Annotated in this window: 13 protein-coding genes and 2 pseudogenes; 7 read left to right on the forward strand and 8 right to left on the reverse strand. The window is 70.0% G+C overall.

The window, feature by feature from the left end; all coding sequences use genetic code 11:
- Window positions 1–330 carry an NAD(P)-binding domain-containing protein gene (locus ACFWEE_RS19125; RefSeq protein WP_386890509.1) on the reverse strand — a complete coding sequence of 110 codons (330 nt, stop codon included), beginning with the start codon at window positions 328–330 and terminating at the stop codon, window positions 1–3.
- Window positions 327–1,457, reverse strand: coding sequence for a hypothetical protein (locus tag ACFWEE_RS19130; protein ID WP_386890511.1), 1,131 nt, complete (start codon window positions 1,455–1,457; stop codon window positions 327–329). The genes ACFWEE_RS19125 and ACFWEE_RS19130 overlap by 4 nt, the downstream gene beginning before the upstream one ends.
- 324 nt (window positions 1,458–1,781) lie before the next feature.
- On the opposite strand from ACFWEE_RS19130, the gene ACFWEE_RS19135 reads away from it, so the two are divergent.
- Both ACFWEE_RS19135 and ACFWEE_RS19140 read left to right on the forward strand, forming a co-directional pair.
- Entirely contained in the window at window positions 1,782–2,612 is an 831-nt protein-coding gene (locus ACFWEE_RS19135; protein ID WP_386890513.1) for a Scr1 family TA system antitoxin-like transcriptional regulator, read from the forward strand.
- Window positions 2,609–2,815 (forward strand): DUF397 domain-containing protein, encoded by a 207-nt coding sequence (locus ACFWEE_RS19140; RefSeq protein ID WP_386890515.1) that lies wholly within the window; start codon window positions 2,609–2,611, stop codon window positions 2,813–2,815. The genes ACFWEE_RS19135 and ACFWEE_RS19140 overlap by 4 nt, the downstream gene beginning before the upstream one ends.
- Before the next feature lie 195 nt (window positions 2,816–3,010).
- Here ACFWEE_RS19140 and ACFWEE_RS19145 read toward each other — a convergent pair whose 3' ends face one another.
- From ACFWEE_RS19145 to ACFWEE_RS19160, 4 genes are all read right to left on the reverse strand, one after another.
- Window positions 3,011–3,466, reverse strand: a complete 456-nt coding sequence (locus ACFWEE_RS19145; protein WP_386890517.1) for an HNH endonuclease family protein — start codon at window positions 3,464–3,466, stop codon at window positions 3,011–3,013.
- Window positions 3,463–4,227, reverse strand: coding sequence for a class I SAM-dependent DNA methyltransferase (locus tag ACFWEE_RS19150; protein WP_386890519.1), 765 nt, complete (start codon window positions 4,225–4,227; stop codon window positions 3,463–3,465). The genes ACFWEE_RS19145 and ACFWEE_RS19150 overlap by 4 nt, the downstream gene beginning before the upstream one ends.
- Before the next feature lie 186 nt (window positions 4,228–4,413).
- Window positions 4,414–5,583 carry a YcaO-like family protein gene (locus ACFWEE_RS19155; RefSeq protein ID WP_386890521.1) on the reverse strand — a complete coding sequence of 390 codons (1,170 nt, stop codon included), beginning with the start codon at window positions 5,581–5,583 and terminating at the stop codon, window positions 4,414–4,416.
- Entirely contained in the window at window positions 5,580–5,906 is a 327-nt protein-coding gene (locus ACFWEE_RS19160; RefSeq protein WP_386890523.1) for a hypothetical protein, read from the reverse strand. Before ACFWEE_RS19160 ends, ACFWEE_RS19155 begins: the two co-directional genes overlap by 4 nt.
- 504 nt (window positions 5,907–6,410) lie before the next feature.
- On the opposite strand from ACFWEE_RS19160, the pseudogene ACFWEE_RS19165 reads away from it, so the two are divergent.
- Window positions 6,411–6,565: pseudogene (locus ACFWEE_RS19165) on the forward strand (IS5/IS1182 family transposase); the annotation flags it as partial.
- Here the strand turns inward: ACFWEE_RS19165 and ACFWEE_RS19170 are convergent.
- On the reverse strand, window positions 6,560–7,030 hold the full coding sequence (locus tag ACFWEE_RS19170; protein WP_386890525.1) for a hypothetical protein: 471 nt from the start codon (window positions 7,028–7,030) through the stop codon (window positions 6,560–6,562). The pseudogene ACFWEE_RS19165 and the gene ACFWEE_RS19170 overlap by 6 nt on opposite strands.
- Window positions 7,031–7,479: 449 nt before the next feature.
- On the opposite strand from ACFWEE_RS19170, the gene ACFWEE_RS19175 reads away from it, so the two are divergent.
- The 4 genes and pseudogenes from ACFWEE_RS19175 to ACFWEE_RS19190 all read left to right on the forward strand — a co-directional run.
- Window positions 7,480–9,768 (forward strand): helix-turn-helix domain-containing protein, encoded by a 2,289-nt coding sequence (locus tag ACFWEE_RS19175; protein WP_386890526.1) that lies wholly within the window; start codon window positions 7,480–7,482, stop codon window positions 9,766–9,768.
- A 329-nt stretch (window positions 9,769–10,097) separates the two neighbouring features.
- Window positions 10,098–10,523, forward strand: a complete 426-nt coding sequence (locus tag ACFWEE_RS19180; protein ID WP_386890528.1) for a hypothetical protein — start codon at window positions 10,098–10,100, stop codon at window positions 10,521–10,523.
- Window positions 10,524–10,802: 279 nt separating this feature from the next.
- The gene (locus ACFWEE_RS19185; RefSeq protein ID WP_386890529.1) at window positions 10,803–11,288 is read left to right on the forward strand and encodes a hypothetical protein; all 486 of its coding nucleotides are present in this window, start codon (window positions 10,803–10,805) and stop codon (window positions 11,286–11,288) included.
- Window positions 11,289–11,307: 19 nt separating this feature from the next.
- Window positions 11,308–11,511: pseudogene (locus ACFWEE_RS19190) on the forward strand (hypothetical protein); the annotation flags it as partial.
- A gap of 30 nt (window positions 11,512–11,541) precedes the next feature.
- Here the strand turns inward: ACFWEE_RS19190 and ACFWEE_RS19195 are convergent.
- Window positions 11,542–12,495, reverse strand: coding sequence for a MerR family transcriptional regulator (locus ACFWEE_RS19195; protein WP_386890531.1), 954 nt, complete (start codon window positions 12,493–12,495; stop codon window positions 11,542–11,544).
- Between the last annotated feature and the right edge of the window lie 842 nt (window positions 12,496–13,337).

Consider the following 13,337-nt stretch of genomic DNA (forward strand, 5'->3'; position numbering starts at 1 on the left):
TCAGGCCAGTTGGCGGGCCAGCGCGGCGACGAGCGGGGCGTTGGCGGTGAGCCCTGCCATCCGGACGTCCCGGCGGGCGGTGTTCGTGAACACGGCCCGCGCGCAGACCACGATCGCGTCGCAGGTCAGCATCCGGTCAGGGGCGCACTGACTCACCCGTACGGGGGAACCGGTCACCTGGCACATGTCCTCCAGGTCGGTGACGAGCCCGCGTGCGGTGCGGCCCGATCCGGAGGCGACGAGGAGCGAGTCGCACCAGTGGGAGGCGACCAGGAGCGGGGCGAGCGCCTGGCCCACCGCCCCCGCGCCGATCAGTCCGATCGTGCTCACGCGGACACCGCCCACGCCGCGTCGTCCAGACACGTCCGCCACCACGTTGCCGCGGTGCCCCGCGAAGCCATGGACGCGGTCGCGTGCTCCAGCATCTGCGTGATCACGGACGCCCGCTCGACCATGGCGCGGCCGTGCTCCGGCAGCGGCAGTCCTTCCGGCGCGGACAGGTAGGTCGTGAGGATGTTCGTGGTGTCCATCAGCCACAGCAGGATCAGGTGGCGCAGCCACACGTCCCGGTCGTCCGCGTCAAGGCGGTTGCAGGTCAGGAACACGTGTCGGCTGATGCCTGCGATCGTGGTGCGGGCGTCATCTCCCGGCGCGGAGCCGCTCACCAGGTTGAGCACGGTCCGCGAGAGCAGTTTCGCCAGATCCGCACTGCTCCAGTCCCGCTGGAGCCCCGGGTCGAGGAACGCGAACCCCCGTGGTGTGGCCACCACGTGCTCCGGTTTCAGGTCCCCGAAGGCCAGGGGCAGCGACGGCACGGCGGGCAGCAGCTTCGCCGTCCGTAATCGGGACACGACCGGGGCGAGCACCGCCCCGTGGCCCGTGCGCTCCAGGTACGTCGGCCCGGACAGGCCGTTGAACTTCCGCTGGAACGTCCCCGGAACCGACCGCTCACCGATCAGAGCACTGTCCATACGGCGGCCCGAACCCGCCCGGCGAAGTGCCGGCACCAACTCGGCGAAGACCCGCTCGAACAGCTCTGCCGTCCGCAACGGCTCACGCGCGACGAGCTCGGCGAGCGTCGGACCGGCGACCGCCTGCGTGAACAGCACCCCGCCCTCGTAGCCGGCCGGGCGGGGCACCCGCAGACCGGCCGCCCGAAGGGCGGTCAGCTGCGCCATCTCGCGCCGCAGCAGGGCTCCGGGGGAACGGCTGTAGGCGGTGTGAGCCTGCTGAACCGCGGGCCAGTCGCCGCAGATACCGCGCAGCACCGACACCAGCGAGACGCCGAGGATGCAGCACTTCGCGAACAGGATCTCGCCGTCGACCTCGACCTGTCGTACGTGGCTGGTGACGCTCGGCGCGCTCTGCTGGAGCTGTATCTGCGCCTCGGGCCACAGAGTCTGGGCGGACCTGACGATCTGTTCGTCCGCGAATTTCAGCACTTCGACCGAGGTCACGGACGGTGTGGTTACCGTGACGTGCTCGACAGTCTGGGGATGGGCCACAGGGTTCTCCTCCGTCGGCCATGCGGCGCGCCTGTCAGCGCGCAGCAAGTCACGCACAGCGGCGGTAACGCACGCTCGGCGACGTCACATACCCTGCCATTGAATTTCAATGAACGGTATGCGCACTACTGAACTTCCGTTGCGGGAAGGCCCGATGATGGTTGGTGCGGTCCGCCAGTAGGCCGACGCCGCGTACGCTTCGGCTGGGCCGCACGGAGACAGGCGGCGCCTCGGGGAGGGAGCAACGTGGCACGGTCGGTAGGACCTGCGGGCCGAATGCAGATCGGCCGTGTTCTGTCAGTTCTGCGCGAACGCGCCGGACTCACTCAAGCTCAGGCGGCGGCAAAGGCCAGCGTGAGCGTCGGCACGGTCAACCGGTACGAGGGGTGGCAGGACCGTGCCGCCTTGCGCATACCGACCTTGCGGGCCATCGCCGACGCGTGCGGCGCCACAACGGAGGAGCGCGACGGCCTCGTACGGCTGGCCGGCACGCACGAAGAGGGATGGTGGCTGGAGGACCCGGCACTGCCTGAAATCCTGTCGCCGCTGGTGTCGTTCGAGAGCTACGCGACCTACGAGCACGTGTGGGCGAGCCTCCTCGTCCCCGGTCTGCTCCAGACCCCCGCGTACGCCCTCGCGCTCCATCAGTCCGCCCTGCCGCGTGCCGACGCGGCCACCATCCAGGCCAGCGTCGACGCGCGGATCAAACGCCAGTCCGTGCTGGGTGCCGACGGCCTCCACCTCTGGGTCGTCCTGAAGGAGTCCGTCCTCCGGGACAAGATCGGCGGTCCCGCGGTGATGGCCGAACAGCTCGGCCACCTGATCGACGTCTCCCGCCAGCCCCACATCACCCTGCAGGTACTGCCGAGCGAAGTCGGGCACGTCGCGGGCGGAGGACACTTCCTGCAGCTGGGCCGGGATGACGCCGATCCGATGGCGTCGATGGCCGTGGTCTACCTCGAACTGCACAAGCGCGGGCTGTATCTCGATGCCGCAGCCGACGTCCAGGAATACAAGATCGCTTTTGACTGTCTACGGTCGGAAGCCGTAGGCGCCGAGCGCAGCCGATCTCTTCTGGACACAGCACGACAGGAGCACACCCGATGAAAACTCCGCAGCCGCCTACGAGCGCCACCACCTGGCGCAAGAGCAGCTTCAGCGGCCCCAACAACGAGTGCGTGGAGGTGACCTCCCTCGGCGCGCACATCGGAGTCCGCGACTCGAAGCGCCCCGACAGCCCGGTGGTGCTCACGGTCTCCATCGCATCATGGGCCGCCGCGCTCGGCGCCCTGCGGTCCGGGACGCTCTGACCGAGAGGCGCACGCCCCGAGGTCACTGCGGCGGCAGTCCGCGCGGCCACGGCTGTGAGGAGAACTGCGGGCAGGGCCGGCCGACCCATGCCCTCCATCGCCGAGCTCCGCGCGGCCAGCGAGCATCGGTACCGGTCCCGGAACCTCTGAGCACGCTCCTCCGGAAGGGGATGCCGCCCACGCAGCGCGAGGTGCTTACGGTGCGGGCTCGAAGACCACGGTGGTGCCGGTGCAGTCCTCCGCGGTGCCGAGCAGGGCCTGGCGCTCGGCGTCATCGACAGCCAGGTCCCAGCGCAGCTTCGTGGCGACCCAGGTCGCGGCGTACGTGCAGTGGCACGAGCCGTCCGTGGGCATCCACTCGGCCGGGTCCTTGTCGCTCTTGGACCGGTTGGACGCGGCGGAGACCGCGATCAGCGTGTCAGGCGATCCCTGGTCGTTCGCGTATGCCTCGCGTCGTTCGGCGCTCCATGGCGTCTGCTCGGAGTCGTAGACCTCGGCGAGCGGGACGAAGTGGTCGACGTCGAGGCGGGCCGCGTCCGTCACCGCGAGGTTGTCGTACGCGCTGCGCCAGGACCCGCCCGTGGTGTCGCGCCCCGGCCGACCTGGGGCAGCAGCACGGGTAAGGAACGCCGGTGTGCTGCAGGCGGTCATGCCGGTAGCTCGTAGACGGAGACGTGGTAGCTGCTGGAGTCGGTCAGTGGCCGTCCCGACCAGCCGCCGGTCCGCCGCACGAGCCGCAGGCCCGCCAGTTCTGCCAGCAGGTCGAGCTCACCCGGGGTGAAGTAGCGGAAGGACACGCGCACATGTCGCATCCGGCCGTCGTCGAGCACCGCGTAGTCCGAGGTGTACTGCTGGCGGGCGGGATGCAACGTGCGCGTGCGCAGGACGAAGGCCCCGTCGACTGTGTTGACCGGCTGGGTGCCGTTGCCGCGGGTGGCGAGGGCCTCGGGCAGGTGTGCGTCGAGCACGAACCGTCCACCGGGCGCCAGCCGCCGGGCGGCGGAGGTGAGGCAGCGGCGTTGGGCCTCCTGGGTGTCGAGTTCGGCGAAGGTGCCGCCGGCCGCGTAGACGAGCGAGTACCGCCCGGTGTCCTCAGGGGCCGGGGGTGCGGAGAAGTCGCCGAGGGTCACCCGAACCGCGCTGCCGCCGGGCTTGGCGCGCAGTTGGGCGGTCATCCCGGGTGAGGCGTCGATGCCCTCGACGGTCAGGCCCAGGGCGGCCAGTGGCAGGGCCACCCGGCCGGTGCCACTGCCCATGTCGAGCAGGGGCCCGGGCGGGCCCTCCTTGGCGAGGGCGGCCAGGAAGGCGACGGTCGAATCGGTGGTCGACGCGGCGAACCAGTCGTCGTACCGGTCGGCGAACCGTTCGGCGTAGGAGGGCTGTACCGAGGCGTCGTACTGGTACGCGGACATGGGGTGAGCTCCTTTCGCTGCGGGAGTGGGAAGGGCAGGGCGCTGACCGGTGATCGCGACCGGCGCGGCACGCGGGGCCGTTCCCCGCGGGGCTTGCGGAGGAGCCTGCCGGGGTGATCAACCGAACGGGTGGGGAGGCACCCCGGGTACCGAGCCGGAGGGCAGAGGCGATGCCCCCGGGGGCGATCAAGCGGACGACGGCCAGGCCCTCGTCCGCCGGGGGCCCGCGCACAGGTCGACGGCGATCACCTCACGTCCGGTGTGCGCGGCCAGCAGAGCCACCGGGTCCGTCTCCCGGGCGGGCGCCGGTACCGGGGGAGCATGGAGGGAGGTGGCCGGTCCTGCCCACCGCGTCAACGCGTCCTGCGCGTGGAAGGTCCACAGTGCGTGGTCCAGCGCGGTGCGCGGAACACCGGTACGCGACAGACGGTCCCAGGTGGGGGCGGCCACCGGCACGGTCATGCTCCAGCGGATCATCAGCGCCTCCCAACAGGCCCGTGCCACCGTCTCCGAAAGCTCGTGGGCGGGGCCGCAGCGGGCTCCGAACGTCTGATGTACGCGGTCGGGCTCGTGGACGCAGACGGTGACGGCCGCGACCCCGGCCGGGGCCGGGAGGACGAGCGCGGTCGCCTCCAGTCCCGCGCCGTCGAGCAGGTTCCGCAGCTCTGCCGCACCGGGCGGCAGAACAGTGCGGGCGTCGAACGCCGTGGGCGGGTGGCGGAGCGGGTCGTACCAGCTGAGGCGCGCCAGATCGCGTTCCAGGATCTCCCAGGCGGCGTGCGCCGCCGCGTCGTCCGGGCCCGTATGGGCGGCGACGCCGGTCGAACCGGCCCGGTGGGTGGCCGCGCAGCCGGCCGGCGGGCGGTGCTGGAGAAACGCGGCACCTGCCGGTACCCAGACGTCCTCACCGGATCCCGTCGCCCGGCCGCGGTACCAGAGCTGCCGCACCTCACGCGCGGGAATCCCGCCGCGTGCCGGGGCGGCGGGGCCGGTGGCGGGGTCGGCGGGGTCGGCGGCCGGGACGCCGTCGCGGCGCAGCGCGGACCAGTCACCGGTACGGACCCGGTCGCCGCGGCCCGACAGCGGCCTCGCACGGTCGGCGTCCGCCTCGGCTTCCACGGCGCGCCCTGCAAGGACGTTTCCCATGCGCTCCATCAGTTCACCGCGGGCGCGCCGGCGGACGTCCACTGCGGCATCGCCCGCGGCACTGCCGATCAGGACGGGGGAACCACCCCCGGCGCCGTTCGGGTTGAAGGATGCCGACCGGGCGGCGACGCGGGCCAGCAGCGCGCCGGGGGTGTGCGGCCAGGGAGCGAAGACCTCAGGGGCCCAGGCCACCGGTGGGGAGACGCTCACGCACCGCCCCCTGACGGCCGGCCCGCACGCGCTCCCTCCCGTGCGGCCTCCTCCGACAGCAGACCGGTCTCCTCCGACAGCCGGGCGGACTCTTCCGACAGCAGGACGGCCGCTTCGGCGCGCACGGTCTCACCGGCAGGGGTGAGAGCGGCGCGGTGGAGGCTGAGCGTTTCGACACCCTGCGACGCCTTATCCAGCAGCCGGGCCCGGCGGTCGGCCACGGCCTCCCGCTGAGGCTCCGACAGCGGCGCGTCCCGGTGGATCAGCCGGTACAGGACCGTCTGACGGACAAGGACGACCGTCTGCTGGAAAAGCCCGGTCAACGGCCGCAGGTCCGGCCGCAACGGAGTCATGACCGAGGGCCCGGGTGCCGTGGCGGGTTCGAGGAACGGGGTACTGAAGGCGGCGGCGTTGCAACGGGTGTGGGTGCCTCTCGTGGACCAAGGCGTCGGCCAGCCGGTTCCAGCCGGGCAGACTGGTGCGCCCCGTGGTGAGCCGGGCCGCGTTGACGAACACGGCGCCGTGCGTGGTGAAGTCGGTGAACCCGTCGATGGCCCGCCCGTCCAGCAGGGTGATCTGCCGCACACCTGCGCGCAGTTCGGCCAGCATCGCCGGCCACACCCCGTCCAGCCGCTCAGCGGGTCGCAGCACTGCTGAGTGAACCCTCCTGACACGAGGCAGGCCCCGATGCAGCTCCCATTCTGAAACGATCAGTAAGTCGACGCTCGGACCTCGGTGACGTCGACGCCCTGGGCGTCGAAGCAGGCCAACCGGTCGCGGCTGTTCTTGCCCGTCGGCAATGGTCGATGCGGACGGTGGCGCCCCCATTCGACGAGGAGCGGTACAAGAAGCGCAACACCGTCGAACGAGCCGTCAACAAGCTCAAGAACTTCCGTGCGGTGGCTACGCGGTATGACAAGCGAGGTTACGTCTCCTTGGCACCGTCTCAGCTGCAGCTGTCATGGTGTGGCTTCGCTCATGACCGGCCGCTCGTGTTCAAGTCGAGTGCGGAAGCCCGGCCGACTGCGGCAAAAAGGATGAGGGGCAGCTCCTTGTCGGCCTGGCCGATCGCCAACGCGAGCCAACGACCGTCGTCGGGAAGCGGCCACACCTGCATGCTCACGACCTGTTGGCTGAGGTAGTTGAGCGGCTCGGCCACCGGCTCCCCCTCGCAGCCGGCGCTGAGATACGGTCCGAGATCCACGTTGGACGCATCGCCCCATCGAGTCGTCAGGCGTGCCGCCAGGTCGCCGAGGCAGGCCTGCAGTTCGGCTTCGGCCTCAACCCAGGCCTGTCCGTCGTCGTCATCCCAGAAATCCCGGCTGACCTGCAGTACACGCACATGATGCTCTGGTCCACCTTCCCCGGAGGCATCGTCATAGGTCACCTCCGGGAACGGCTGCACGGCCAACGTGGCAATCGTTGAGAGATACTCCGCAGTGCTCATGGGCGCAGGCTATGGGACCGCCCAGACAACCTCCGCCGGACCGTGCGCGGGCAACTGGAGCCGCTGCGGGCGAAGCTGGTCAGGCTCACGGATCGCGGCTGGCTGCACAAACGCGGCGACGGGAAGTTCACCGCCCGCGTGCGCTGTCGAGCGCACCTTGAACTGGCTCGCCGACCTGATACGCGGCCACCTGAAGAAAGATCGGCTCCAGGTGGCGGGCCCTGCCCGCCGGGAAGATCGCCGGCATCGTGCTGGCCGTGCTGCGCTGTGACCAGCGGCCCGGCGACCTGGCCGGTGGGCCGTCGCCCGGTGGGTGCGGGAAGTCGTCGGCCACCCGGTTCGCCAGGTGAGATGCCTTCGGGCGGCTTGCTCCGAAACCATAATCTTCTGGAAGGACAGCCGCAGCGGCGTCACCGGTTTCCCCTGCGGGGACATGCTCAGGAGCGGATATGGACAAGCGGGAACTTGGCCGACTGCTGCGTGAGGCGCGGCAGCGGTCGCTGCACACTCTGGAACAGCTTGCCGAGCTCTCCGGGGTGAGTGTCAGGGCCATCAGCGACATGGAACGGGGGAAAAGTCTTCCCCGCCAGGCGACCCTGGGCGAGCTGATGGACGCGCTCGACCTGGGTGAGGACGAGCGACGGCGACTCGTGCAGGCGTCCGCGCGCAACACCTGGCAGGTGCCGCAGCAACTGCCTCCCGACCTCGCGGCCTTCCGCGGCCGTGAAGAGGTGCTGAGGGCCGTCCACGGCTACACCGATCAGGTCGCCGAACACGGCGGACACGTGGTCATCTCCGCCATCGGCGGCATGGCCGGGGTCGGCAAGACGGCACTCGCCGTGCACTGGGCGCATCAGGTCGCCGACCGGTTTCCCCACGGCCAACTCTATGTGAACCTGCGAGGATTCGAGCACGCGGACAAGCCGCTCGACCCCGGTGAGGCCCTCGGCGGTTTTCTGCGGGCGCTCGGCGTGCCCAGCGGCGACATACCGCTCGGCACCGACGAGCGCGGCGTGCAGTTCCGGGAGCGGACCAAGTCCCGGCGGCTGATCGTCGTCCTGGACAACGCTTCGAGCGCGGAGCAGGTGAGGCCACTGCTGCCCGCCTCAACGGGGTGCCTGACGATCGTCACCTCGCGCAACCAGCTCCCCGGCCTCTCCGCGGCCGAGGGCGCCTCCCTGGTCAGCCTGGACGTATGGACCGAGGCGGAGGCCCTTGCCGCGCTGGCTGCCAGGATCGGTGAGGAGCGCTGCCGGGCGGAGCCCGAGGGCGCTGCCCAACTTGTCGCGCTGTGCGGATATCTGCCGTTGGCTGTCGCAGTCGTCGGCGTCCAGCTCAGTGCGGAGCCCCGGATGCCACTGCGGCTCGCCGTCCGCGAACTGCGAGAGGCCCGGCCGCGGCTGGACGGCCTCGCGGTCGCGGACCACCGGGTCGACGTCCGTATCGTCTTCTCCCGGTCCTACCAGGCGCTCACACCCGGGACCGCCCGTTTCTTCCGCTATCTGGCTGTCCACCCCGGACCGGCCGTGACCGCGCAGGCGGCTGCTTCCCTCGCCGACGTGGAACTGGGGCAGGCCCGGCGGCATCTGCGCGAACTCACCTCGGCCAGCCTGCTCTCCCGGGACTCCGACGGCCGCTACGTGCTCCACGACCTGATCCGCGCCTACGGCGCCGAACTCGTCGACCAGGAGAAGGACGACCGCCTGGGCGCGGAGACACGCCTGCTGGACTATCTGCGCCACAACGCATACACGGTCAACGCGTTCATCGGGCAGGATCCGTACCAACTGCCCAACGTTCCGTTGCCGGGGGTGGTGCACGTGGAGATGGACAACCGTGAGGAGGGGCTCGACTGGTACCGCCTGGAGGAGGCGACGGCCGCGGCGGCCCTGCGTACCTTGGACAACCCGCTGCTGAGGCGCCACCGCATCGACGTCACGCTCGAATGGGTGGTGTACAACACTCTGGTCGCCGGCCGATGGCCCGAGGAAATCACCACCGCGCGCATGGCACTCGACGCCTCCCTCGCGCTCGACGACCCGGTCGCCGTCGTCAGGATCTGCTACAACCTGGCTCGCGCCCTGGTGGAGACGGGACACTCCGAGGAGGCTGACGAGCCCCTCGACCTGCTCCTGAGGCACCTGCACCGGCTGTCTCCGGAACAGCAGGCCCGCGCCGAACGAAACCTCGGCTGGCTTCGGGTGCGCCAGGAACGCCACGGCGAAGCTCTGCGGCACACCCGTAGGGCCCTGGTGCTCGCCCGGTCACTCGATCACCGCGAAGAGATCGGTCGCGTGCTCACGCACGAGAGCTGGTGCCTCGCACTGCTCGGCAGGCACCAGGAAGCCTTGGCCAAGAGCGAGGAGACGCTCGAAGTCCTGCGGGAAGTCGGAGACCGGCGCAACGAGGCGGCGGTCTGGGACACCATCGGCTACGTCCAGCAGCGCATGGGCGATCTCGATGCGGCCGTCGCCGGCTACCGGACGGCACTGCACATCTTCGAAGAGCTCAGCGACGACTACATGCGGGCCGAGGTGCTGGACAACCTCGCATCCGCCCAACTGGAACTCGGCGAGACCGAGGACGCAAGGACGAGCTGGACCGGCGCGGCCGATCTGTTCGGCGTCCTGCGTGTGGCACGCGCTGCCGAGATGCGCGCCAAGGCGGAAGCCCTGCCACCGCCCGAAGCCGCGCGGCCGGTCGGAACGCCGGGCGGGGGCACCGGCGAGGGCGGGTAGGGGAAGGCGGACGCGTAGGTACGGGGATCGAGTGAGGGCGGACCGGCGGCTCCGTAAGGCCGTGTACCTGCGCCGGGAGCAGCCGGTACGGTAAACCTGCCCGATGCGTCAGCGCGCCCGCATCAGCCTCACCCGCGCCGCGACCGGGACGGCAGCCTGAACTCGTGCCGGGCGGCTGCCACCAGCGGCACGTAACGAGGCGGACGCGGCGCGGTGCGGGCGCGCGGGGCAGTCCAGGAGGGCCGGGGTGACGCCACTTACGTCGAGGGATCGGGACCGGCCCTCAAATCCCCGGTCGCCACGAAGCTGAAGCGCCTACGCTCCGGCCCATGCGAACCGTCTTCGTGTTTCCAGAAGGTGAGCGAGCTGAGACCGTCGCCTCACTCGATCAACATCTGCCCGAGCAGAGCGATCCGTGGACTCGGGCCGGCAACCTCTACATCGACATCGACGATGAACAAACCGGCTACCTCTTTTCCGACTGGGATCCTGAGGATGTGGCGATCCTCGAAGCGGCCATCGGGCATCACCCCACTTGGGCGGTGCAGATCGACATCCCCGGGCGGATCGACGGCACCGCGGAGGTTCACCAAATGATCGCTCTGCTGCTGGAGCATGGAGGCGCCGCCACGGACGACTACACCACCCACCCATGGACTCTGCCGGAAATCCTGTCTGGAGCGGTGATCGACGGCCTGCGCTTCTTCGACTTTCGCGGCTACCACGAACTCAACCGCGAACACGGGCACTCCTGACCCGACCACTTCACCAGCGCACGCTCGAAGAAGCCCGCATCCGCTGCCCTGTCCTGCGGCCCGATCCCGAGCAGACGCCCCGCCTGGAGCTGATCCACGCGAACCTGCTCGACCGCCTCCAGGAGGCCAAGGAACAGGGACGGCTCGGTGAGCTCGCGCAACCGAGCCCAACCTCGCCGCCGGGCAGCAGCTTGCCGCCGTGCGCGGTACGGCCGCGCGCAGTGTGGACTGTCCATGGGCAGCTCGGCCGCACTTGCGGCAAGTTGAGAGACTCTTGTCATGGGATCTTGGGGAACCTTGTGGCCGGCGCTGCTGTCTCTGGCGGGTGTTGTGCTCGGCGCGGGCGGGTCGCTGTTCGGCCAGTACCTTGTGTCGCGCGCAAGCACCCGGCAGTTGGAGGTACAGGAGTCTGCCGCGCATCGTGCGGAGCTCAAGCACGCGGTCTTGAAATTCCTGAGTATTGCGTCGCAGGTGGAGAAGACGGCGTTCGCACTCCCCCATGCCGACGTCAGCGCAGCCGATCCCGTGATCGACCGTCTTGTCGATGACCTCTGGCTCGCCCACGCGGAGATCGATCTGTCGGCCAGAAGCGAGCCCCTGCGGGGTGCCGCCTATCGTTATGCGGCCCGCCTCACCGAGGCAGCTCGAGGCGAGTTGGCCGACGCGTCCGCGCTGCGCGGGCCGCAGGTGCAGTTCTTCGATGCCGCGTACGACGACATGTGGCCTGGTCAGCGACGAGCGGCCGGGGACCCCTCCACGCCTTGATGGGACAGGGCTGTGGGCAACTCCCCCGTCGGCCCGCGCCCACCACGTCTTCGGTGCCTCAGACCCGGCCGGTTTCGCGGCGATGGGCATCGTCGAGACCCTTCTCCACACCTACGACGTCACAGCCGGCCTCGGCTTGGGGTTCACCGCCCCCGACGACCTGTGCGCACTGGTCCTCGAAAGACTCTTCCCGCATGTGGAGAGCGACGAAGAGCCGTGGCCGAGAAAATCGGAGCGACGGTCAGGCGTGGGACTACCGCCCGCGGGACTGCCGTGGGGTGTGAGCGCGCAAGGCTTCTGTGAACCACGTGAACACCGGTGCCAGGCTGGGCGGGGCGGGCCATCCGTTGATGACGGCCAGCAGGTGCCAGTAGCGTTCCGCGCGGGGGTCGCCGGCGATCTCCAGGCGAGTCAGCAGCCAGCGGCGCAAGTCGGCGTCGTCGGCGCGGCTGAAGGTTTGCGCGTAACGGGCGGTGAGGGCGTCGATGATGGGTGCGGCCTCGGCCGAGGCCGGATCGGTGCCGGCATCGAGCGCGCGGCCGATGCTGTCGCGGACGGTCTCGGTGAGGTCGTGGTGCAAGCCGGTGACGTCGCCTTGGGCGCGCTCGCCTGCCTGGTACTCCGCCATGCGGCGGACGGCGGCGCGGAAGTCGGGGTCCTGGGTGAGTTCGGCGAGCTCCACCCAGGCGTCGACCTGATGGGGTTCGGGGTCGTCCGGCAGTTCGGGCATGGCCGAGCGCATCATGTCGACGAAGTCGGCGTTGGCGTCGAACCCGCCGAAGGTGTCGTCGATGAAGTCGGTGATGAGGCGTCGTCGTTCGCCGTCGGAGAGCTTGGCAAGCTTGTGCATGAGGTCCATTTCCTCGGGGGTGGAGTCCCGTTTGGCCACCGCTCGCAGCACCGCGCGCCGCAGTCGCAGAGTGCGGATCTGTACCTCCAGGGCGTCGGCGTGTGCAGCCGCGACCTCGGGCACCGAAACCTCGCGGTCCAGCACCTGCCGGATGACGGCAAGGTCGAGCCCCAGGTCACGCAGGGTGCGCACCAGATCCAGACGCGCCAGTGCGCCGATGTCATAGAGTCGGTAGCCGGCCGGGCTGCGGTCCGTCGGCGGCACGATTCCGGTGTCGGAGTAGAACCGAATGGTCTTGACCGTCAGCCCGGTCCGCCGGGCCAGGGCCCCGATCGTGAAGAGCGTGTCGCCGTCCATGCCTGCACCTTCGTGCCTCCCCCTACGGGAGACTCAAGCCCAGTCTCCACGCAGGTGCTTCCACCCAACTGGAATGCCAGTCCACAGGCCTTGACGATGACTCGCCGACGAACGATCCCGGCCTGCCGCACCGATGCCCGGAAAATGCAAGACCATCTGACACACGTCGGGGCCACCAGCCTCGCGTCAATGCTTCATCTTCCAGCTGGCCGCCGGACGTCGATGCAACGTCGAGTGGGAAGGGACAGCGACGACCCACCCCGGTTTGAACACCCGCCCACCCGGCGCCCCACCAGCGGTTCCAACCCCGCCTGCACGCACCTTCACCGAGTACCAAAACCGCCGGCCGTACCGTCGCGGGGCCCAGCCGTCCGTGTGCCCCGCAGCGGCCGGAGACCACCTACGCCACGCCTCCTGGCTGGAGTTCGAAGGGCCGGTGAGGGACGCTCTTCGAACTCGCCCGGCCAATACCGGGCGCGCTGTAGTCGTTCCCCCGTTCACGACGGGGGAACGAGCGGAAACGGGGCGAGTCCGACAGACGCCGCTTGGATCTCGGTCAGGCTGCTTGCGACCTGCACGACGCCCACGGCTCTGCTCTCCGCCACGTCGGCGTTTCTGGTCGAAGTCCGAGGTCGTCGCGTACACGGTGGTCGCGACGAGAGCGTAGCTGACCAGCTGGGTGACCCACGGGGTCTCGTTGCCCAGCGCCAGCAGGGTGGTTCCCTTCTCCCGCGCGAGTTGGCACAGGCCGATCAGCTCGTCCAGGTCTTCGGTGTCTCGGCGCCGATCGCGGCGAGGGCGTCTTGGGAGTAGAGGACATGAGAACGCTCCGTGCGGTGGTC

The sequence above is a fragment of the Streptomyces sp. NPDC060184 genome (genome assembly GCF_042728795.1).
Classification (GTDB): domain Bacteria; phylum Actinomycetota; class Actinomycetes; order Streptomycetales; family Streptomycetaceae; genus Streptomyces.

Bases quoted from the DNA above. Each gene is read 5' to 3' on its own strand.
- ACFWEE_RS19150 (WP_386890519.1), bottom strand. From the start codon at position 4,227: ATGTCCGCGTACCAGTACGACGCCTCGGTACAGCCCTCCTACGCCGAA.
- ACFWEE_RS19170 (WP_386890525.1), bottom strand. From the start codon at position 7,030: ATGAGCACTGCGGAGTATCTCTCAACGATTGCCACGTTGGCCGTGCAG.
- ACFWEE_RS19140 (WP_386890515.1), top strand. From the start codon at position 2,609: ATGAAAACTCCGCAGCCGCCTACGAGCGCCACCACCTGGCGCAAGAGC.
- ACFWEE_RS19145 (WP_386890517.1), bottom strand. From the start codon at position 3,466: ATGACCGCCTGCAGCACACCGGCGTTCCTTACCCGTGCTGCTGCCCCA.
- ACFWEE_RS19135 (WP_386890513.1), top strand. From the start codon at position 1,782: ATGCAGATCGGCCGTGTTCTGTCAGTTCTGCGCGAACGCGCCGGACTC.
- ACFWEE_RS19180 (WP_386890528.1), top strand. From the start codon at position 10,098: ATGCGAACCGTCTTCGTGTTTCCAGAAGGTGAGCGAGCTGAGACCGTC.
- ACFWEE_RS19175 (WP_386890526.1), top strand. From the start codon at position 7,480: ATGGACAAGCGGGAACTTGGCCGACTGCTGCGTGAGGCGCGGCAGCGG.
- ACFWEE_RS19185 (WP_386890529.1), top strand. From the start codon at position 10,803: ATGGGATCTTGGGGAACCTTGTGGCCGGCGCTGCTGTCTCTGGCGGGT.
- ACFWEE_RS19195 (WP_386890531.1), bottom strand. From the start codon at position 12,495: ATGGACGGCGACACGCTCTTCACGATCGGGGCCCTGGCCCGGCGGACC.